A 20,804-nucleotide genomic window follows, 5' to 3' on the forward strand; every position below is an offset into this window, starting at 1 on the left:
TCAGCTCACCGCGCCGGCTCGGCGGGGAGCCGATGCCGGCGGATCAGCCGCTGCCCGATGAAGGTGCGCCAGACCCGGTCCGCGACTGTCGGTTCGACGATCCAGAGCCGACGCTGCGCCTCGGCGAGGGTGAGCGGCGCGCTGAAGAGGTCCAGGAACAGCCGGCTGCTGCGGTTGAGTGCGAACACCTGACCGTCGATCCGGCGGAACAGGTGCCGGTCGGCCGGCAGCTCGCCGGGGACGCCGTCCTGCTCGTCGGAGCGGATCCGCCGGTACGCCTCCCAGACCTGTTCGTCGTCGCGGTCGACGAAGGAGCCGTTGGCGAGGAACTCGGTCTGGTCGTCGGTGTCGTGCCGGACCCGGTCGTTGGCGAGGACGCCACGCACCGCAGTGCCGTACCGGTCGTGGTAGAAGAACGTGTGCGGGGTGTCGGTGCTGCCCAGCCACGGGCGGTGGTAGTGCCCCGGGTTCAGGCCCGCCTTGGCCTGGGCGACCTCGGCCTGGGCCGCCTCGGTCACCGGCTCGTCGTACTTGAGCATCCGGACGATGTCGGAGCCTTCCACCGGCCGCACGTTGGTGATGCCGAACCGTTCGGGTTCCTTGGCGACGATGGCGCCCGGGGTCAGCATGAAGTCACCGAGCCCGCCGAGGGTCCACAGGTCCGGGTTGTCGCGCAGGAAGGTGACGCTGTCCAGCGCCTCTTCGCGGGTCTCGGTGGGGAAACCGGTGAAGCCCATCATCTGCACGCCGATGTTGGCCTTGGTCATCGCGGTCATGGTGCGGCGTACCTGTTCGGGTTTGGTGCCCTTGTCGATCAGGTCGAGGATGCGTTGGTTACCGGACTCGAAGCCGACCGAGATGGCCACGCAGCCGCTGCGCCGCAGCAGTTCGCAGCGCTCGTCGGACCAGTACTTCTCCAGCCGGATCTCAGCGCCCCAGCGGAAGTCCAGCCCTCGCTCGACGACCTGCTCGGCGAAGCGCAGGATGGTCGCGGGGGCGAGCACGTCGACCGAGAAGTAGATGAACTTGGCGAACTTCGACAACTCGGTGACGTCCGCGACCATGGTGGCCACCGTGTCCTGCCGCCATGGGCTGGTGGGGCCGTCGGTGTTCAGTCCGTAGTCGCAGAACGTGCACTTGTTCCAGTAGCAGCCCCGGGTCGGCGAGTAGTAGACGAACCGCTCCGGGCTGAGGTAGAGGTCCCAGGGCAGGCCGGAGAAGTCCGGCACCGGCACCTGCGCCAGGCGTTCGTAGCGCAGCGGCAGGTGACGTTGGCGGCCGTACTTGGGGTGCAGCCGGACGTTGGGGTGCCCGGCCGGCAGGGTGCCGGCCGCCACCGCGTCCAGGATCTCCGTGTACGCGCTCTCCCCCTCGCCGACCACTATCGCGTCGAAGTCGGCGAGCACCTGGAAGACGTACTCGGGTTTGCTGGCGCACTTCCAGACGTCGGAGATCTCCGTGCCCCCCGCGATGAGGAAGACGTCCGGGCAGGCCTGCCGGACGAGTCGGGCGATCCACAGCGCGAACGGCAGCTGCCACTGGTAGGTGGCGCTGATGCCGATCACCTGGTGCCCGCCCGCGGCGAGCCGGGGAATCAGCACGTCCTCGTAGTACGGCAGGAAGGGCCGGTTGAGCCGGGCGAGCAGCGCCTCGTCGGTCAGCGCGGCCACCGAACCGATCGAGATCATCGGCGGTGGGTGAAGCCGGAAGCCGGCGTGGAACTGCCCGGGAAACCCGACCGAGCCGAGCGCGTCCATCCAGGAGATCACGCCCTCGACGGCGTCCTGGTAGTGCCGGTAGTCGTAGAACAGGGTCGGATCCTGCAGCACGCCGATCGACCGACGCAGCCGCTCCGGATCCGGGTCGGGCAGGCCGAGCTGGTTGGCCCGGGCCATCAGCGCGTCCGGGCCGCTGAGGTCGTCGATCGAGAGCCGGGACAGTTCCCGCCGCAGCCAGTCGTACGCCGACGGGGTGTACGAGTGGTGGAACGCCTCGATGTTGGCGTCGATGATCTCCGCCGGCTGGTGCCCCTGGGCCCGGGCGTACGAGTCGAGGTAGTTCAGGGAGTGGTATCCCGAGGTGGGATCGGTCAGCGGGGGGTAGATCAGTGCCGCCTTCACCGTGCCGCTCATCGACGCCTCCTCAGCCGACCCGGGCCGCTGGACCGGCCAGGGTGCCCTCCTGCGCCCGCGTGCCCACGGTGGGCAGTCGCGGGGAACCGAACGCCTTGACGTACGCGACCAACGGTTCGGCGGCGTACCGGAACGCCGCGAGGTCGACGAAGCCCCGGTCCCACGCCGCCGCTTCCAGCTCGTCGACGGCACAGCCCCACAGCCGGGCGAAGCACGCGTCGACGATCTCGGTGCGGAAGTGCAGCCGCCCACCCGGGCGGCGACGCCCCGTGGTCCGCGGGACGAGCGTCTCGTTCAGCGACGCCGCGGTTGCCGCGACCTGCCGCGCCGCGGTGAGCAACGCGGGGGTACGCAGCGGCGCCGCGACCATCCACAGCGCCAGGCTGCGGTATGGCGTGGTGCCGAACGCGCGCACCAGCACCCGCAGCACCGCCTCGCGGTCGTCGAGATCCCGTTCCCGGTCGGTCAACCAGTCCCACCCGCTCGCCGGGGCACCGGTCAGCCCGCGTCGGCGGGCCACCTCGCTGGCGCGTTCCTCGACCGCCGGGTCGGTGATGTCGACCTCGGCCAGCCCGGCCAGCACTCCCCGCCGGTGCCAGGTCGGCGACTCGGGATGCAGCAGCATCAGTACCGCGGCGGCCTCCCGGTCGCTGGTCCAGTGACCGCCGACCGATTCGCCGGCGAACCGGGAGCGCCAGCTGTCGAGAAAGCGGGTGTGCAGGTTGTCGATCGGTTGGTCGCCGGGGTGCGCCGGGCACAACTCGGGGGCGTTGTCCGCCGCCATCGACAGCAGCAGCCGCGCGTCGGCGCCCTTGGCGTCGCTGGGGTCCTGCCGGTGCCATGTGAGGAACCGGTCCACCACGTCTTTCGCCTCGGGTGGCGCGCTGCGCTCCAGCGCCCGGTACGACCGTCGGCGGAAGGGCAGGTCCCGGCCGATGTTCAGCAGCAGCACCGCCTCGGTGTCGCTGAGCACGCCCGCCGCGACGGCGCGGCGCAGCGCGACCCGGATGTTCACCAGCGGAACGCTCAGGGCGCGGTGGCCGTCCTCGGCGGGGCCGTGCACCACGGCCACCTCGTCGTCGCCCGTGACGACCCCGCCGCGGTAGAGCTGGAAGACCTCGCCCACGCCACGCATGCCGAACGGCCACAGCTCGGCGGCGCGCAGTGCGCCCATGCTGGCCGCGCCGGCCACTGTCACGCCACGGTCGAGCAGGTCGAGGATCTCCCGGTGGCGGACCGGCGGGTGTTGCAGGAAGAACCCGTCGATGACGAGGACCCGGTCGCCGGGGGCGACGTCCAGGCGGAGCAGGTCGCCGTGCGCGACGGGGGGCAGCACCACCGCGTCGGGCAGCAGCCGACCGACCTCGTCGGCGGGCAGGCTCGGGCCGATGAAGACGACGTCAGTCACGGGGCACCCCCGGTCGGGTACTCAGCGCCCGCTCGTCGAACATCCGCAGGCCGGGGGCGAACACCTTGCTCACCGCGATGCCGATGTCGTCGTGGGTCAGGTCGACGCTGAACGGCTCGACGCCGGTGACCCGCTGCACCCGGGACGCCAGCTCGCGCAGCACCTGGGTCACGTCCCCGGCCGGTGGTGGATTCCGGCGGACCGGCCGGACTGGCCGGTCGACGGTGGGCGGCGGCACCGGCGGCGCGCCGACATCGTGGTACGCGGTGGCGTCGATGTCGTCGCGGGCTCCGGAGACCATGACGAGGCGCGACTGTGCCGCCTCCGCCATGGCTCGACCGACGGCGATCTCCGGGTCCACGTGGCAGCCGAAGCCGCCGAAGGTGACCGGCAGGTCCTCCGACCAGATCGAGGCGGCGTAGCAGGGCACGTCGACGGCGTTGGTGATGTCGCAGACCTCCACCCAGCAACCGGCGCGTACCAGCGCGTCGTGCACCGTGCGGGTCATCGCGTTGGTGGCGGTGCCCGGGTCGGCGTAGGTGCGCTCGGCCAGCGGCGCGGTGCAGTACGGGGCGATGCAGTCGCGTTCGACGACCTCCAGCAGGGCGTGCAGGCTGGCCTCGGCGAAGGTGTTCCCGGTGGCCAGCCCGTTGCTGCTGGGGGTGAACAGGGCGCGGTCCCAGCCACGCCGGATGGTGAAGTCCAGTTCGATGGTGGCGCGCGGCACCAGGCAGTGCGCCCCGGTCACCAGCCCACGGCCGGCCACCCAGTCGAGTTCGACGGCGGGGGTCACTGGTGACCGTTCCGCCAGGTGCAGCCACCGGACGTCGTAGGGCAGGTCGAGCGCCTCGGCCGGGGACCGGACGACGGTCCCCGGCCGGAGGTTCTCGGCATGCCAGGACTCGATGCTCTCCATGACCGCGCTGACCCGGGCCTGCATCGCCGTGGCGCCGGTGCCGACGCTCACCGCCATGGTGGCTCCCACCGGCCGGTAGGCGACGTGCACCGGTAGGCCGATCTCGTCGAGCCGGGTGATGTCGGCGACCCGGGTGATCCGGAACCGGTCGAGCAGGTGTCCGACCCGCTCCCAGGTCTGCTCCACGGTGGCCGTCCGGTAGGTGCCGGATCGGAAGGCGATGGTCTCGGTCGTGTCAGTCATCGAGGCTCCCGGCGGGGGGTGGGGAACTCAGAGGATGAGGACGGCGATGATGTTGACGTTGTTGTCGGCGATGGGGGCCACGCCGCCGGCGACCGTCTCCAGCTCGGCCTCGGTGAGCTCGTTGAGGTCGACCAGCGGCACCTCGGGCACGTGCAGGATGTGCAGGCCGGGCGTGCCGGCCCAGTCGGCGACGATCTGGTCCTTGGTGTAGAGGGTGGCGGGCTGGGCGCGGTCGACCTCGACCCGGGCGCCGGGGGTGACCGGCAGGCCGGCCGCGGTCGCGTAGCCGGTCGGGTCGGCGAGCAGGCGCTGCAGTTCCTCGTCGCTGCGCCACACTGCGGTGACCAGTTCCGAGTATTTGGTCACGAACCTCGCGCCATATTCCTGTTCGTCGTTGCTCATCGTTCGGTCCTTTCCTCGGGTGGCTGCAAGACGGGGTGTGATCGTCGTGGCGAGAACGCTACGAAGATCGAGCTTCGACAATCAATGTTTCTCGGCTGTCTGCCATCAGAATCTGCCGTGGCGGAGAATGGGCGGCAGACTTCGGTGTCAGGTGCAGCAGCACGGGCAGCAGCAGGCGCAACTGGGGTCCAGGCCGGCGACGACGCTGTCCAGTTCGTCCTCGGCCAATTCCGCCTGAGCCACCGGCAGCAGCGACGGCACGAAGAGCACGAACGTGCCGGTGCTGCCGGCCTGTTGCCAGGACTCGACCTGCACCTCCAGGTCCGGATCGGCGTCGGTGATGTCCCGGACGACCCGGACCTGCACGTCCTCGGACAGTTGGAGCCCGTAGCCGGCGAGGAAGCCGCGCGGGTCGCGGTCGAGCGCCTGCTCCTTGGCCGGGTCGGCCCAGACGTCGGCGACCAGCCGGCTGTACGCGGCCACGAAGACCGCTCGATCGACAGGTGTCACACCCTGCTCCCTTCGATGGTCGGCCGCCGATGGCGGCGACAGGCAGCGCGGGAGGGTCCGGGCCGCCGGTTTCGCTTCATCGTGGGTCACCGGTGGATCCGGTCGGCTCAGCGAGCGGGAATTTCACCGAATGTGGCCGCGAAAAGGTCGCGCTGCGGCGAAAGCCGGGTAATTGGGAATCAGCGAGTTGCGGCGGATGGTGATCCTAATGATTGTCACCACTGTGGACAAGTAGTAATTCCTCGCCTTTCACCCGCCCGGTGCCCGCACTTACGCTGCGAGCGGCGGACCGCCCAGCGTGACAGCGGTTCGACGGGGTTGCCGTGTTCCGTCACCGAGTGCTGCCGGAGGCCACCGTGACCATCGACGAGCTGACGACGACGTCCGGCGCTCCGGTCGGGTACAGCGTGGAGGAGCTGGCCCGCAAGGTGGGGATGTCGCCGCGCAACATCCGAGCCCACCAGGCCCGGCGGCTGCTGCCCCCGCCGGTGCGCCGCGGTCGGGCCGCGCTCTACGACGACACCCACGTCCGCCGGCTGGACGCGATCCTGGCCCTGCAACGACAGGGTTTCAACCTGGTGTCCATCGAGGCGATGCTCGGGGTCCGGGCCAGTGACGACGCGCCCGACGGGCTCACCGCGATGCTGCAACGGCTGACCGCCGACCGTCCCGCGTTGGCCCACGCGTTGACCCGGCACGGCGTGATCGGCCGGACCACCGACGGCACCGTCCGCACCGTCCGGCCGCGTCCGCTGCGCGCCGCCCTGGACCTGCACCGGGTACGGGTGGGCACGGTACCGGCACTGCAGACCCTCAGCGAGGTGCTGGACAGCCTCCGACCGGTCGCCGACGAGCTGGTCGCCGCCGTCACCGCCCGGCTGCTGACCCTCGCTCCGGAGCTGGTACGCAGCGACGCCCGGTCGTCCTGGGCCGATCTCGACCGGGAGACCCTGTTGCTCACCCAGGGCGTGGTCAACGTGCTCACCGAGGCGTTCCGACTGGCGGTGGAGAACCAGTCGGAGGCACACATCGCCGAACTGCTGGAGAACCACCTCGACGCGGACGTGTGCCTGGAGGACAGCACCGTCATCGACAACGGCTGACCGGACCGTCAGCCGGTCGCGGGCTGACCGTCCGCCTGTCGGCTCTCCGGCACCGCGGGGGAGCGTTCCGGTTCGGTGAGCAGTTGCCGCCGCGCCAACCGGTGGAACAGCCCGTCCTTGTCGCCCATCAACTCGTCGAAGGTGCCCCGCTGGACGATCCGCCCCGCTTCGAGGACCACTATGGTGTCCGCCGCGCGGACCGTGGACAACCGGTGGGCGATGACCACCCGGGTCGCGGCCAGCGCCGCGGTGCTGCGGCTGACCACCTCCTGGGTGCGGTTGTCGAGGGCGCTCGTCGCCTCGTCGAGGAAGATGATCCGGGGTAGCGGGGCCAGCGCGCGGGCGATCAGCACCCGCTGACGTTGCCCGACGGAGAGCGTCCCGCCGCCGAACGGCACCATCGTGCTCATCCCCATCGGCAGCGCCTCCAGGTCGTCGGCGAGGCCGGCCATTCGCGCCGCCTCCCAGACCTGGTCGAGTCCGAAGCTGCCGGCGCCGCAGATGTTGTCGCGTACCGAACCGGCGAAGAGCTGACCGTCCTGCAGGACCACTCCACACTGCCTGCGGACCGCGTGCACGTCGAGTTCGGAGAGGTCCTGCCCGTCGTAGAGCACGGCGCCCTGCTGCTGGCGTTCAAAACCGAGCAGTAACCGCAGCAGTGTGGACTTCCCGCAGCCGCTCGGCCCGACGATGGCGACGAACTCACCCGGGCGGATGTGCAGGTCGATGTCGACGAGCACCGGCGGCTCGTCCGGCTGGTAGGCGAAGGTGAGCCGGCGCAGCGCGATCTCGCCGCGCAACTCGCCCGGGTCCACCCGGTCCGGCCGCGCCTCGGGGTCAGCGCGCAGGATCTCCCGCAGGCTGCCCAGCCGGGGCACCGCCGCGATCACTTCGACCCCGGCCGACACCAGCACCAGCAGCCCGCCCAGCAGCATCGCGAAGCCGACGTTGAGGATGAAGAAGTCGGCCGGCGCGACCCGGCCGGCGAGCGGCCCCATCAGCACGGCGAACAGGACCAGTTGACCGGCGACCGGCAGCACGGTGCCGAAGGCGACCAGGCCCGCCTGACTCTGCCGGACCCGTTGCAGCGCCGCTCGGGCCGTCGCGGCCACCTCCGACCAGCGCGCGTGGGCACGGGTTTCGGCGGCCGCCAGTTTGATCTTGACGATGCCGCCGAGCAGTTGGTTGGTCATCGCCGCCGCCCGGTGCTCGGCCGGCAGCGCGGACCGTTGCTGGTGGACGATCAACACGGCGAACCCGCCGAAGGTCAGCATGGTGACGGCGACGATCCCCGCTGCCCAGAGCCCGAGCACCGGCTCGACCACCAGGAGCATTCCGAGGGTCACCGCGACTGTCGCCGCCGCCGTGACGAGCTGCGGCAGCAACGCGCTCAACGCCTCACCGACGAACGAGATCCCCAGCATCGAGTTGGCGATCTCGCCGCTGCTGCGACCGGCGAAGAACCGGGCCGGTAGCCGCATCAGCCGGTCCCAGATCGCCAGCTGCGCCCCCGACTGCATCCGGCCGTCCAACCGCAGCAGACGCAGGTTCTGCACCACACCCACCAGCCCCGCGACCACCGCGGCGCTGAGCATCAGCGCGAGGAAACCGACAAGGCCGGTCACCTCGCCCTGCCGGGCCAGTTGACCGAGCACCTCGCCGGTGGCCAGCGGCACGCCCAGGCCCAGCACCGCCACGCAGGTGGCGGCGAACACCAGTCCCCGTACGTCGCCGGACGCACCGACCAGCCCGGCCCGAAGCAGGTGGCGCATCCGAGCGGTCGACGGCAGCGGCGCCTGCACCTCGGTGGCCTCCGCGGCGAACGTGGCGGCCACCGTCGCGTCGACCGGGCCGTACGCCCTGGTGTCCGGGTCGACGTGGTGGTAGCGGCCACGGCGGAACACCAGCGGCACCGCGACCGCGCGCTGCGGGTCGTCGCCGGGCCGCCACCCCACCAGCGGCCCCAGGTCCCGCCGCCACCACCGCTCCGGCAGCCGCACCTCCCGCAGGAACAGGCTGGACGCGCGGGTCACCGCGTGCACCGCCGCCCGGTCGTCCAGCGGCGCACGGCTGCGGTCGGCCGGCTCGTTGATCGGGCTGCCCATCCCCTCGGTGACCACCCGGAGCACCGAGGCCGCCCGTCCGTACCGGTCGAAGCCGGCCTCGCCGTCGGGAAGCGGAACCACACCGCCCGCACCGCCGGCGCCGATCACCCCGATCGACCGGCGGGCCGCCGCGGCGAGCACCGCGGCGTCGGCCTCCCGACGCCGATGCACGGCACCCAGCACCGCCGCGTCGGCCTCCTCGATCCGGATCTCCACCATTCGCAGCAACCGGGCCACATGCTGGTCCACCGCCGACCGGAGCTGACCGTTGACCAGCAGGTCCCAGCTGCCGTGGCTCTCCACCGCGCACGCCGACTCGGCCACCACCCAGTCCCGCTCGGCGACCAGCAGCAGCTCCCGCTCCCCCGACATCTCCGCCGGACCACCGTCGTTGCGTCGCAGTTGCCCACCGGCGCTGCGCAGCCACCACGCCCCGCCGGTGGAGGTGACAGCACTCCCCTGCGCCAACGAAATGATCTCGCGTCCCTGGAGGGTGGACGCCTGCCGGGGCGCCTGCCCGCGACGCAGCGCGTCAGCGACGGCGACCAGCACCAGATCCACCGCCGCCACCAGCTCCGTCGCGGCGACCCGCGCCCGCAGCGACGCCCCCTCGTCCGCCACCCGGCCGAGGCGAACATGCCGTTCCAGCACCGACAGGTGACGTCGGGACAACCCGCGCAGCTCCGTTCCGGGCAACGGCACCAGGATCAACTGCCACGCACCGATCGCGGTGGACGTCGGCACCAGGCCACCCGCCGGCAGCCGGGCCACGTGGTGCCGACGCGAGGGGCTCATCCCGGCCCGGCGTACCGCGAAGAGGTCGGCCTCACCGCCGGTGATCAGCCAGCCCGCCGCCGGGCCGTCCAGGCGACACACCTGGCGTACGCCGTCCGAGCAGAAAGCGCTCAGGCCACCGGCCGGGGCATCCTCCACCGCGCCACTCATCAGCGTCTCCTCGGATCGTCGTGGTCAGTGGTCGCGGACGAGGCGCGCGTACGCCCCGTCCTGGGCGACGAGCTGCTCGTGGGTGCCGCGCTCCACTTCCCGGCCGCCGTCCAGCACGACGATCAGGTCGCAGTCGCGGACCGTGGACAGGCGGTGGGCCACGATCAGGCAGGTGGCCCCGCGCCGACGCAGGTGCAGGTCGATCCGGCGTTCGGTCTCGGCGTCCAGCGCGCTGGTGGCCTCGTCCAGCACCAGCACCCGGGGGTTGCGCACGAGCGCTCGGGCGATCTCCAGCCGCTGCCGCTGCCCACCCGAGAAGTTGCGGGCGTTCTCCCGCACCGGGCTGCCGAGACCACCTGGGCGGGCCGCAACCTCGTCGTAGAGGCACGCGTCGGTCAGCGCGGTGACGACGTCGTCGTCGGCGACAGTGAGGTCCCACATGGTGACGTTGTCCCGCACCGTCCCCTCGAACAGGCGTTGGTCCTGGTCCACCATGGCGACGGTGGCCGCCCAGAGACCGTCGTCGGCGGCGGCCCGCTCCAGACCGTCCACCGTGACCCGCCCGGTCCAGGGCCGGTAGAGCCCGGCGACCAGCCTGCCGACCGTCGACTTGCCGCTGCCCGACCGCCCGACGAGCGCCACCCGGGCGCCCGGCGGCAGGTCCAGGCTGAAGTTCTCCAGCAGTGGACGGCCCAACGGGTTGTAGCCGAAGGTGACCCCGTCGATGCGCAGGTGCCCCTCCATCGGGGCCACCGGACCGGCGGGTCGGTCCTGGACCGTGGGCAGTGGGTAGCGCTCCACGTCACGCAGCCGGTTGAGGTCGGCGCTCATGTCCTGCAACCGGGAACCCAGCGCGGTCAGATTGCCCAGCGGGCGGTTCATCGCCGCCGCCAGGCTCTGCATGCCGACCAGCACACCGACGCTCATCGACTCGGCCACCACCTGCCGGCTGCCCAACCCCAACAGCACCGCCGTGGTCGCCGAGGCGAGCAGCGCCGGCAGGACCGAGAGCACCGCGGTGGGCACCCCCAGCCGTTGCTGACGGGTGGCGACGGTGGCATGGCGCGCGGCGAACCGGGCCACCGCCCGTTCCTCCTCGCCGCCGGCCTTCACCGTTTCGATCATCTGAACCGTGGTGTACACGGTGGTGACCAGCTTGCTGCGGTCCGCCTGCAGGCCGACGACGGCGGTGGACCGGGTCGAGGCGACGTAGCGCAGCACGCTGACGTTCAGCCCGGCGAGGACCACCGCGCACAGTCCGAGCAGCAGGTCGTACTGGCAGAGCAGAGCCCCGTACGCCAGCACCAGGCCGGTGTCCACCACGGTGGTGGCCGTCCGGCGGGTGAGCACCTCGGCGACCACCTCGTTGCCGCGGACCCGCTGGCTGAGGTCGGCGGCCTGCCGCTGGTCGAAGAAGGTCGGCGGCAGCCGCAGCAGATGTCGGAAGAACCTGGCGGCGCTGGCGAGGGCGAGCGCCGTCTCCGCGCGTACGGTCAGGCGTTGCTGCAGCAGGCTGGCCAGGAAGGTCAGCACGGTGGCCACCGCCACCGCCGCCACCAGGCCGGCGAAGGCGGCCCGATCCTCCTGCAGCAGCACCCGGTCGACGAAGACCTTGGCCATCACCGGGATGGTCAGACCGACCACGGCGATCAGCAGGCCCAGCAGCAGCATCTGCGCGATCGCCGAACCCGGGCCGCGCCACCGCTGCGCCAGCGCCCGCACCAGCCGGTAGCGGGTGCCGCCGGGCTGGAACTGCGGGCCAGGCTCCATGGTGAGCACGATGCCGGTGAAGGCGCCGTCGAACTCCTCCCAGCTCACCGCGCGGGGGCCGGTGGCCGGATCGTTGATGTGGACCTTACGGCCGAGCCCTTCCAGCACCACGAAGTGCTCGAACCGCCAGAACAGCACCGCCGGCAGCGCCACGGTGGCCAAGCCGGCCAGGTCCATCTGGAAACCCTTGGCCACCATCCCGTACCGGCGGGCCCCCTTGAGCACGGTGGCCGCGGTGGAGCCGTCCCGGCTGACCCCGCACACCCGGCGCAGCTCCTCCAGGGGCACGTGCCGACCGTGGTGCGCGAGCAGGATTCCCAGCGCGGCGGCACCGCACTCCACCGCCTCCATCTGGATCAGGGCGGGCGTGCGGACCCGGCGACGCCGGATCCTGGGCAGCTGCGGTGTGCCGCTGGCGGCTGTCGTCGGCGCGCTCATCGCCGCAGCAACCAGTCGATCGGGTGCTCCCGGTCCACTGTGAACCAGGCGGTGACCTCGCTGGCCGAGTTGAGCTGGAACGGCGGTGGGGACTTGGTCCAGCGCAGGCCGCCCGGGGCCGCCGGGTCCGGTTCCAGGGCCACCGTCACCCGTACCACGCTGCCGCGGGCGAGCAGTCGCCGGACGTCCGGCCCGGTGCCCAGAAAGGCGCGCAGCGAGGCCTCGGTCTCCGGGAAGGCACCGACAGTGGTGACCTGGCCGGCCAGGGTGCCGAACACGTTGCGCGGCGCGGCCGCGGCGGCCACCTCGACGGAGACGCCGGGTTGCAGCAGCGGCGCGGCGACGGCGGGGGCGTAGACGACGGCCTGCAACGCGTCCCCGGCGGCGTCGAGCCGTTCCAGGTCGGCCAGGTGAGTCCCGGGGGTGACGATCTCGCCTTCGGAGACCAGCCAGGCGACGACGTACGCGTCACCCGGCGCCGTCTCCACCCGTACCTTGCCGTCGGCCGTGCGCAGGCTGTAGAGAGGCGTGCCCTTCGGCACCCGCTGGTGCGGTGCCGCCCACACCTTGGTCACCTGGCCGGCGTCGAGCGCGTCGAGCGCGGAGATCCCGTTCGAGTGGATCAGCACCCCGGCCGCCTCGACGGTCCGGGGCACCACAGTGCGTACCGACCAGACACCCGCGGCGACCACGACGATGACCAGAGCGGTGGTGGCCAGCCAGTTCGGCACCGTGGTCAGCCGGACCGCCCGGTCCAGTTGCTCGGGCGCCTCCAACTGGCGCAGCGCCTGCCGCCGGAACTTCATGGCCGGCCCTCCCCGGCGGCCGGGCCGGTGGCGCGACGCGAGCCGAGCAGGAAGTCGGCCACGCTGGGCTCGACCAGCGGGTCGAGCCCGGACAGCTCGGCGAAGGCCTGCGAGTCCCCGGCGCCGAGGGCGCACGGCGCCAGCCCCATGGCGGTGGCGACGAGATACATCTGCTGGGTCAGCACACCCGCGTCCTTGAGAATCATGGCGTAGCTCATCCCTTCGTACTTCCACATGAGCCGCTGCACGCGGGCGGTGACGACCAGGACCGTCTGCGGCGGCCGGGGCAGGGCCCCGGACGCCCGGGCGTACGCCAGCAGCCGGTCGGCGGCCGTCCCCCAGGCGGCGACCGGCTCCAGCCGGTGCCCCACCGGGTCGTAGTGGTAGAGCCCGGGATCGAGCCCGGCGCAGCGCGCCACCAGCGGATAGATCTCCAGTTCGTAGACGCCCCCACCACCCGGGTAGGGCCGGTGGCCGACCTCCTGCCCGCCGGCCTCGCCGACGGCGGTGGTGTGCTGCGACCGGTACAGGAACTCCGCCAGCCGTTCCAGCGGCAGCGGTGCCGCGTCGTCGTGTTCGCGCACGCTGCGCCGGTCCGCGACGACCTGACTGAACGAGGGTTCCTCCTTGGCGATCGTCGCCAGGTCCGGCAGCGGCAGCTCGACCGCCCGACTCCCGTCGTACGGGCGGCGCAGCGGTTGCGGGGTGAAGCGCTCCCGCATCCGGTAGGTGCCGCCCACCGGCAGCGCGTGCCGGCCGGCGCGGGAGCGGTGGTGCAGCCGCAGCTCCTCCGGCGACCAGTAGGCCAGCGGCGCCTCGTCGCATTCCGCCTCGAACTCGGCGTCGGTGACCAGGACCCGGGCGGTGGTCAACTCGTCGAGCACCCGGCCGGCGACATCCGGCGGCACGCCGAGCGTACGGGCCACCACGTCGGGTCCGACGCCCGGCGCGGCGGCGGCCAGCACCGCGCCGAGGGCGGCGTCGGCGCAGCCGACGACGAGGGTGCTCAGCGCCGACGCGGCCACCAGCATGTCCCGGTCGTGCTGGAGGGTGGCGAAGCGGGAGAGCCGGTAGCGGACCCCCGGGGTGTGCGGGCGCGTCTCCGGCAGACTGCCCCGGCCCAGGCCGGTGGGCACCAGGTCGAGCAGCGGCCGATCGTCGACCTGGACGCGGCGCTCCAACCAGGAGTGGGCGAGCAACCGGCGCAGCAGCAGCTGCGCGGGCAACACCCGGTTCTCCCCCTCCAGGCCGCTGATCAGCCGACCGACCTCGACGTCGTTGACCCAGTCGGCGGCGAGCCGCAGCAGCAGCGCCCGCCGGCCCATGCCCGGTTGCTCCAGGCTGAGCTGGAAACGGGTCTGCCGCAGCGTCAGCGCGCCGTCCGCACCGATCCGCAGCTCCGCGTCACGGCGCAGCCGGTACGACTCCTGTATCGGCGGACCGCCGACGGAGCCGCTCATGACGGTCGCCGACCGACCGGGTCCATGACGGTGGTCATCCCCACATCCTTCCCGCGGTCCCGGTGGGCCCGGGATCACCGGCTAGAAGAAGACGTTCAGCGGATTGGCCGACGTCTCGTCGACGGCCAGTGGGCTCCGGGCAAGGTGGGCCGGCACGTCCCACAGCCGGCCGGGACCGAGTCGACGCCAGAAGTGCCGCAGGCCCGGAACGACGACTTTCACCACCGCCAGATCGACGTCCGGTCGGGACTGGTCGACGACGATCACCTCCAGGCCGGCCTGCTCGGCCCGGCGTACGCACCACCGCACGTCGTCCCCGACGTCGCCGGTGGTCAGCGGCGGGTGGTCCGCCGCGGTGCGCGGCGGCCGGCTGGGATCCGGGGCCAGCCACTGCTGCTCGGCCACCCGTACGGTGCCGAACCAGCGCGCGGTGTCCGGGTCGTCGACGCCGTACCGGTTGCGCCCGGGGCCGGCGACGGCGGGCAGGAACTGGTTCACCTCGGTCAGCGCCCGGGTCAGCGCGACCCGCGCGTCCAGGTGCGCGCCGAAGCCGACCAGGACGTCCTCCGGCCCCCGGTCGACGCGACGGGACACCGCCGCGAACGTGGGTACGCCCAGGTCGGCGGTCAGGTCGAGGGCCCACAGTTCGCGGCCGAGGGCGGTGGCGTGATGGTCGACGCAGGCGGCCGTCCACGGGTCGGCGAACGAGGTCAGGTCCACCCCGGGCATCCGGGAGCGGTGGTACCACCACAGGGCCACGCTGTCTCGCTCCACGAGTTCGCAGAAGCCCTGCAGGATCGCGTCGGACAGGTTGCCGCCGGCCGCGCAGCCGTTCGAGTCGGCCGAGCACACCCCCAGCCCGGTCAGCTCCGGATGCCCGTACCAGCAGTGCGCTGCGGGCAGCTCGCGCGGTGTCTGACGGGTCAGCGACCAACCCGTGGTCCAGTCCAGCTCCACCTCGTCGGGCAGCGGGCGGGGAACACGGTGCAGGTGCCCCAGGTCGCGGTTGAGCCGCTCCCGGTCGGCGTACTGGCGTTCCGAGAACAGCAGCAGCTCCCGCAGGTGCACCGCGCGTTCCGGGCCGAGCTGCCGGTAGGTCGCCCGGTGTACGGGCCGGTCGCCGCGCCACACCCCGCAGTAGCGCTCCACCGCCTCCCCGAGCGCGCTCATCCGGGCCTGCAGGTCGGTCCGGCCCTTGCCGCCGCTCTGCCCGCGCAGGTTGCGGCGCAACGCGGCGAGCTGGCGGGGCTGGGCGAAGTTGTGCCCGGCCGAGTAGGTGTGGGTGACGCCGTTGTCGGTCGCCTCCAGCGGGGTCAGCCGGCTGACCACGCCCAGGTACCGGCTGACGTGGTGGACGAGCGCGGCGTACGCCTCGGCGGGTTGCCCGGTGCGGGAGTCGACGGTCCGGCTGGGCTGGGCGCCGCTCGGTGGCAGGTCGATCCGCGCATCGGCCTTGCGGACGAGGTCCGGGTCGCCGCAGGCGGGGCACTGCGGCTGGCGTACCAGTTGGTGGCTCTCCGTGCTCAGGTCCCGGGTGTCCAGGGCGACCATCCGGCCGGTGAGGCGGGGCGACGCGCCCCGGACGGCGAGCACCGCGAGTTCGGCGGCGAGCAGCCCGGCCGCCATGGTGGCCAGACCGGGCAGGACCGCACGGCCGGGCTGCGGCAGCGGACCGGCCAGGTCCTGCCCGTCGAGGAAGGCGTTCACCTGCTCGTTCTCCTGCCAGCGTTGCCGCAGGCAGGCCCAGCAGCCGGTGCGGCCCGGCACGAGGTGCGGGCCGAGGAAGACGACGTTGCCGTGTGGCCGGGCCAGGGTCCACGCGCGACCGGCGGCGAGGTGCCGGTCGTTGATCAGCGCCAGCCGCGGGTCGAGCATCGACGACGGCAGCACCAACACCTGGTCGGTGGCCGCGCCGGGGTCCGGCGCGTCCGGCCCGACGACCGTCGGGGCGAGCCCGAGGGCGCGCAGGGCGTCGGCGGTCTCGGCCACCCGGGGCGCGCCCAGGTCCACGATGGTGACCGCTCCCCCGGCCATCCACCGTCGTGCGGCGTCGGGCGGGACACCCCGGGCGTCCCAGCCTGCGGCCTCGGCCGGCGTGGTGTGCGTCGGACCGGACACCAGCAGGCCGTGGTCGCGCAGCCGGGCGAGGGCCGCGGCGACGGCGGCGACCGGGTGCCGGGTGGCCAACCGGGCCACCACGTCGGCCAGCGGCGCGGCACCGTCGAGCTGGTCCGCCAGGTCCGCGGCGACCGGGTCGTCGATGAGCAGGCTGCGGGTCTCCCCCAGCACCACCAGCGGGCCGTCGGGCAGCCGCACCGGCACGTAGTCCGTTCGGAAGCGCGGACGCCACATCTGGGTTCCTCCCGGGCCTGGTGACCGGACCGAGCGGGGCCCGCTCTGATCACGGCTGCTGCCATCGTCGCGGTCCGGCGCGCCCCGATCCGAGCGATGCCACCGGTTTCTGCCGTCGCCGGTGCCGTGGCAGCGGGGCGGCGGGGTCAGCCGGCGGTGACTGTCAACGCGGTGTCGTTGAGCCCCAGCACCGAGGTGCCGACGGTCTGCGCCGGCACGAGCAGCGCGAAGGTCTCCACCCGGGAGACCCGGATCGACTTTCCGCTGACCGCCGTGCGATGACCGGTGGCGATCAGGTCCGGGCTCTGCGGCTCCAGTCGGACGGTCGCCGGGCCGCCCGGCGCCGGACGCAGCGTGTCGGTGGCGTGGATCGTCAGAAAGGTGAGCGTGCCGGTCGGCACGGCGACCGCGCAGTCGGACCACTCGGCCCGGTCCATCGTCCGTCGCACCGCCCCGCCGACACCGGCGAGCTGCTGCCCGTACACCTCCCAACCGCCGGCGAACTGGCCGTCGAGCAGCGGACTCGACGCGACGAGGGAACGGTTGCCCGTCGTGGACCCGATGCTGCGGGCGAACACCTCGGCGGCGAGGGCCCGGCGACTGGTCTCGTCCAGGGCGGCGCCGCCCGCGGTGGCCGGTCGGCCGTCAAGGCTGCGGGCCACCACCAGCGAGGGTTGGGTGACCTGAACGTTGTGGCTGAGCTTCCACTGGCCATCGGCACCGCGCACGAACTGGCTCACATCGGTGGGAGCCAGCTCCGATCCGGTCAGCCGCAGCGTGGCGGTGGCGAGGAAACAGGACGGTTCGCCGGGTGGCACCGCGAAGGCCGGGTTGATGTGCTGAAAGGACGGTTGCGGACGCTGGTTGTACTCGGCCCGCCGCACCGCGGCGATGCTGAGGTCCAGCGAGGGCGACACCTCCTGGGTCCGCAGCGCCTCGACGTCACCGGCCACCGAGGCGGCCGAGTCTGCCTGGTCGAAGGCGGTGAGCACCAGCGCGGCCCGGTCCCGACCGAACGCGGCCGAGCCGTGGGGCGCCGGGGTGGCCGCGTCCACCGGCTCGCCACCACAGCCGGTCAGCACCAGCAGCGCCACCGTGGCGGCGGCGAACGGGATCGCCGGCACCGGCGCGGCGAGGGTACGCGGGTTCCTGACGGACCTTCTGCGCAGCATCTCGTCCTCCATCCACCACCGGCGCACGGGAATCGCACCGGATGCAGTCGAGTATGTGAGCGGCTGTCGGGCTACGACGGCGGCGGCGCTGCCTCGTGCTGCCCGGCCTGTCGACGTTGCACGAAACGACGTCATCCGGCCCGGGTCGTGGTCACCGATCGGTGTCATCGAGCCGAGCGACCCAGGCGACCAGAGCCGATCGGGAGGCGACGCCCGCCTTGCGGTAGATGCGGGTCAGGTGCGCCTCCACCGTGCGGGGGCTGATGTTCAGCTGCCGACCGATCAGTCGGCTGGTGGCCCCGGTCGCCGCCAGCCGGGCGATGTGCCACTCCCGGTCGGTCAGGGCGGCGACCTCGCGCGGACCGACCGGACGGGCCAGTCGCAGGCCGACCCGTTCCGTTGCGCACCACCCGGCCAGTTCCAACGCCCGGCGGCGGGCCCGCGCCGCCAGGCCGGTCTGGTCGGCGGCTTCCGCCGCCCGGGCCAGGGAGGCCAGCGCAAGGCTGCGCCGCAGCACCATGCCGCCGGTACGGAACAGGTCGGCAGCGGTCTGCAGGTGCGGCAACGCCGCCCGGAACTCGCCGCGGGCGAGCAGCACCTCGCCGTACGCCGACTCGGCGAAGCCCCGCTGCCCACGCAGACCCACCTGGTCCGCCTCGGCCATTGCCAGCCGCGCCTGCCGCTCGGCGTCGGCCATCTCGCCGGCGGCGAGCGCGGCGGCGCACAGCAGTTCGTACCACCGGGGCCGCAGGGACGTCTGGAGCCGGCTGAGTCGGCTGTCGCCGCCGGCCGAGAGCACCAGCTCGGCACAGGTCGCCGGATCACCCGACAGCAGCGCCGCGGTCGCCAACGCCGTCGCGGCGGTACGACCACACCAGGTGCTGAGGTCGGTGGCGATGCCGACGGCGCTTCGGGCCAGCGCCACCGCCCGGTCGTCGTCCCGAAGCCCACCCCGCCACGCCGTCGCCTCGGCCTCGAACGCCAGGGCGAAGCTCAGCAGGTGGTGACTGCCGATGCGCCGGGCAACGATGCCGGCCTCGGTGGCCAGTGCGATGGCGGTGGTCAGCTGCCCGCCGTGGTAGGCCACCTGGCTACGTCCGAGCAGCAGCTGGCACAGCCCGTCGTCGCGGTGCGAGGCGCGGACGAGCGTCAGCCCGCGGTCGAGGTGTCGTGCGGCATCGGCCTGCCGTTCGAGGTACAGCTCGCTCAGACCGAGCGCGGTGAAGCAGTCGGGGTGGTCGCGCATGTCCCGGTCCGGCAGCGCGTCGACGATCCGGGCACCGGCATCGAGCAGGCCCCGGGCGTCGTCGAGCGCGCCGTCGTGGGCGGCGGCCAGACTGCTGACGGCCAGCAGGCTGGCCCGGTCCGCTCCGGAACCGCCGAGGTCTCCACTGAGCATGTCGGGCAGCCCGGTCACGGGGTGCCCGGCCAGGATGCCGGCGACGCCGATCTCGGTGGCGAGTCGGTAACCGCCGGCGGGTCCGGCACCGGCTGGCAGGGCGGCCAGTTCCCGCCGACTGATGGCCGCCGCCTCCGCATAGTTGCCGAGCAGACGTTCCACCCGCGCCCAGAGAGCCACCGCCCGCGCCCGCCGCCCGTCCGCGTCGACGGGGAACAGCGGCACGATCTCCTGGAGCAGGGCCCTGCTCTCGGCCAGATCGCCCGCCTCCCCGGTGATCTGGGCCAGCGCGAGCGACACGTCCTGACGACGTTGGGTGAGCCCGGCCGTCGGCCGTAACGCACACAGCGCCAGCCGCAGCCAGCGGATGGCCAGGTCCGGCGTCTCGCGCCGGACCTCCTGCGCGGCCCGGCAGAGCACGGTGACGCAGCGGTCGACCCAGCCACCGTTCGGCAGGGAGAGCAGGCGTTCCGCGTAGCGGGCCCGGTCCGTTGGTGGCGCGCCCAGTTCGACGAGCGCGGTGAGCGCGCGCACACACGCCTTCACCTGCCACGCCGGGTCGGTGTCCTGAGCGACCGCCATCCGCAGCACCGGGTGTCGGAAGGCGAACCGTCCCGTTCCGGGTACGCGGCGGATCAGGTCCAGCCGGGCCAACCGCCAGCTGGCCTCGACCGCCACTGGCGGCGGGACCTGCGCGACCTCGGCGAGCAGGTCCGTGGTGAAGGGCGCGTCGACGATCGCCCCGGCCCGCAGGCAGGTCAGCTCGACGGGGGGCAGGTCCACCCACTCGCGGCGCAGCACGGCCACCGCCGCGTCGGCCAGCCGGGCGCCCTGTGCTTCCCGGATCGGGTCCGCGCTGGTCGAGGTGGGGCCGCTGGGCAGCACCGCGAGGTAACCGGGGTTGCCACCGCTCAGGTCGTACCGGGCGCGCAGCTCCACCTGGTCGACGTGGGGGTGCAGGAGCCCGACCTCGGCGACGCTGAGCGGGTGCAGTTCGATCCGATCGTGTGACGTCGGTTCCGCGTCGGCGTGCTCGGCGGGAACCGGTGGCCCGAAAGGCATCGGCGTCGCCATCTGCCGCGGTCGGTAGACCAGGACGAGCAGCAGCGGGGCGGGCACCGGGTATCGCAGCAGGTGGGCGATCAGACCGGTGGAGGAGGCATCCGCCCAGTGCAGGTCGTCGAGGACCAGCACGAGACCGTCCCGGGCGGCCAGACCGATCAGCCGGCGGGCCAGCTGGTACGTCCGGAACCGCCGGGCGTCCGACGCCCGCGCCGGCGCGGCCGGCACCGCCGCGACCGACTCCGCCCAGGTCGCCTCGGTGGGCTGCCCGGCACGCACCTCGTGGCGAAGTGACTGCCCCTCGGTGAAGGCGTGTCGGAACACGTGGAACGGAACTCCTCGTTCGTCCGGCGAACAGGTCCCGACGGCCCAGGGGATGGTGGGCCCGCACCGCTGCAGAGCCTCGTGGACGAACCGGGTCTTGCCGATGCCCGGCTCTCCGACCACCTCGCACACCATTTGCCACCGTCGGCTCAGCACAGTCGCCTGGGCTCTCCCGATACGCGCCAACTGTGGTCGCCGCCCAACGAAGCGCGGGCTCAATGATGCGCTTTCCAGCCCAGGTGTCATCACGCAGACCA

At 72.8% G+C, this 20,804-nt stretch carries 13 protein-coding genes; 1 reads left to right on the top strand and 12 read right to left on the bottom strand.

Features of this window, described 5'->3' with window-relative positions; all coding sequences use genetic code 11:
- Positions 1-5 precede the first annotated feature (5 nt).
- The 5 genes from KBX26_RS25485 to KBX26_RS25505 all read right to left on the bottom strand — a co-directional run bounded on the left by KBX26_RS25485 (position 6) and on the right by KBX26_RS25505 (position 5,611).
- Positions 6-2,132, bottom strand: a complete 2,127-nt coding sequence (locus tag KBX26_RS25485) for a radical SAM protein (protein WP_051708146.1) — start codon at positions 2,130-2,132, stop codon at positions 6-8.
- A gap of 10 nt (positions 2,133-2,142) precedes the next feature.
- Positions 2,143-3,540 carry a TfuA-like protein gene (locus KBX26_RS25490; protein WP_210866582.1) on the bottom strand — a complete coding sequence of 466 codons (1,398 nt, stop codon included), beginning with the start codon at positions 3,538-3,540 and terminating at the stop codon, positions 2,143-2,145.
- The gene (locus KBX26_RS25495; protein WP_210866583.1) at positions 3,533-4,699 is read right to left on the bottom strand and encodes a YcaO-like family protein; all 1,167 of its coding nucleotides are present in this window, start codon (positions 4,697-4,699) and stop codon (positions 3,533-3,535) included. The genes KBX26_RS25490 and KBX26_RS25495 overlap by 8 nt, the downstream gene beginning before the upstream one ends.
- A 27-nt stretch (positions 4,700-4,726) precedes the next feature.
- On the bottom strand, positions 4,727-5,101 hold the full coding sequence (locus KBX26_RS25500) for a class IIb bacteriocin, lactobin A/cerein 7B family (RefSeq protein WP_030328340.1): 375 nt from the start codon (positions 5,099-5,101) through the stop codon (positions 4,727-4,729).
- 147 nt (positions 5,102-5,248) lie between these two features.
- The gene (locus KBX26_RS25505; RefSeq protein WP_156057267.1) at positions 5,249-5,611 is read right to left on the bottom strand and encodes a hypothetical protein; all 363 of its coding nucleotides are present in this window, start codon (positions 5,609-5,611) and stop codon (positions 5,249-5,251) included.
- Positions 5,612-5,934: 323 nt separating this feature from the next.
- Between KBX26_RS25505 and KBX26_RS25510 the strand changes: the two genes are divergently transcribed.
- Positions 5,935-6,714, top strand: coding sequence for a MerR family transcriptional regulator (locus tag KBX26_RS25510; protein WP_210866584.1), 780 nt, complete (start codon positions 5,935-5,937; stop codon positions 6,712-6,714).
- An 8-nt stretch (positions 6,715-6,722) separates the two neighbouring features.
- Here KBX26_RS25510 and KBX26_RS25515 read toward each other — a convergent pair whose 3' ends face one another.
- The 7 genes from KBX26_RS25515 to KBX26_RS25545 all read right to left on the bottom strand — a co-directional run bounded on the left by KBX26_RS25515 (position 6,723) and on the right by KBX26_RS25545 (position 20,793).
- Positions 6,723-9,764 (bottom strand): ATP-binding cassette domain-containing protein, encoded by a 3,042-nt coding sequence (locus KBX26_RS25515; RefSeq protein ID WP_210866585.1) that lies wholly within the window; start codon positions 9,762-9,764, stop codon positions 6,723-6,725.
- A gap of 24 nt (positions 9,765-9,788) precedes the next feature.
- Entirely contained in the window at positions 9,789-11,972 is a 2,184-nt protein-coding gene (locus tag KBX26_RS25520; RefSeq protein WP_210862668.1) for an NHLP family bacteriocin export ABC transporter peptidase/permease/ATPase subunit, read from the bottom strand.
- Positions 11,969-12,778: an HlyD family efflux transporter periplasmic adaptor subunit gene (locus KBX26_RS25525; protein ID WP_030328351.1), complete on the bottom strand. Its 810-nt coding sequence runs from the start codon at positions 12,776-12,778 to the stop codon at positions 11,969-11,971. Before KBX26_RS25525 ends, KBX26_RS25520 begins: the two co-directional genes overlap by 4 nt.
- On the bottom strand, positions 12,775-14,238 hold the full coding sequence (locus tag KBX26_RS25530; protein WP_051708149.1) for a SagB family peptide dehydrogenase: 1,464 nt from the start codon (positions 14,236-14,238) through the stop codon (positions 12,775-12,777). The genes KBX26_RS25525 and KBX26_RS25530 overlap by 4 nt, the downstream gene beginning before the upstream one ends.
- 81 nt (positions 14,239-14,319) lie before the next feature.
- A complete protein-coding gene (locus KBX26_RS25535; protein WP_210866586.1) occupies positions 14,320-16,590 on the bottom strand; it encodes a TOMM precursor leader peptide-binding protein in 2,271 nt (756 codons plus the stop codon).
- A 146-nt stretch (positions 16,591-16,736) separates the two neighbouring features.
- Positions 16,737-17,762: a hypothetical protein gene (locus KBX26_RS25540; protein ID WP_210866587.1), complete on the bottom strand. Its 1,026-nt coding sequence runs from the start codon at positions 17,760-17,762 to the stop codon at positions 16,737-16,739.
- A gap of 151 nt (positions 17,763-17,913) precedes the next feature.
- Positions 17,914-20,793: a LuxR family transcriptional regulator gene (locus KBX26_RS25545; protein WP_247681056.1), complete on the bottom strand. Its 2,880-nt coding sequence runs from the start codon at positions 20,791-20,793 to the stop codon at positions 17,914-17,916.
- Positions 20,794-20,804 lie beyond the last annotated feature (11 nt).

Origin of the sequence: Micromonospora sp. C97 (assembly GCF_018070385.1) — a bacterium.
GTDB classification, from domain to species: domain Bacteria; phylum Actinomycetota; class Actinomycetes; order Mycobacteriales; family Micromonosporaceae; genus Micromonospora; species Micromonospora parva.

Excerpts from the sequence above, each read along its gene's own strand:
- KBX26_RS25535 (WP_210866586.1), bottom strand. The coding sequence starts at position 16,590 with ATGTGGCGTCCGCGCTTCCGAACGGACTACGTGCCGGTGCGGCTGCCC.
- KBX26_RS25495 (WP_210866583.1), bottom strand. The coding sequence starts at position 4,699 with ATGACTGACACGACCGAGACCATCGCCTTCCGATCCGGCACCTACCGG.
- KBX26_RS25515 (WP_210866585.1), bottom strand. The coding sequence starts at position 9,764 with ATGAGTGGCGCGGTGGAGGATGCCCCGGCCGGTGGCCTGAGCGCTTTC.
- KBX26_RS25530 (WP_051708149.1), bottom strand. The coding sequence starts at position 14,238 with ATGAGCGGCTCCGTCGGCGGTCCGCCGATACAGGAGTCGTACCGGCTG.
- KBX26_RS25500 (WP_030328340.1), bottom strand. The coding sequence starts at position 5,101 with ATGAGCAACGACGAACAGGAATATGGCGCGAGGTTCGTGACCAAATAC.
- KBX26_RS25545 (WP_247681056.1), bottom strand. The coding sequence starts at position 20,793 with ATGACACCTGGGCTGGAAAGCGCATCATTGAGCCCGCGCTTCGTTGGG.
- KBX26_RS25520 (WP_210862668.1), bottom strand. The coding sequence starts at position 11,972 with ATGAGCGCGCCGACGACAGCCGCCAGCGGCACACCGCAGCTGCCCAGG.
- KBX26_RS25540 (WP_210866587.1), bottom strand. The coding sequence starts at position 17,762 with ATGCTGCGCAGAAGGTCCGTCAGGAACCCGCGTACCCTCGCCGCGCCG.
- KBX26_RS25525 (WP_030328351.1), bottom strand. The coding sequence starts at position 12,778 with ATGAAGTTCCGGCGGCAGGCGCTGCGCCAGTTGGAGGCGCCCGAGCAA.
- KBX26_RS25485 (WP_051708146.1), bottom strand. The coding sequence starts at position 2,132 with ATGAGCGGCACGGTGAAGGCGGCACTGATCTACCCCCCGCTGACCGAT.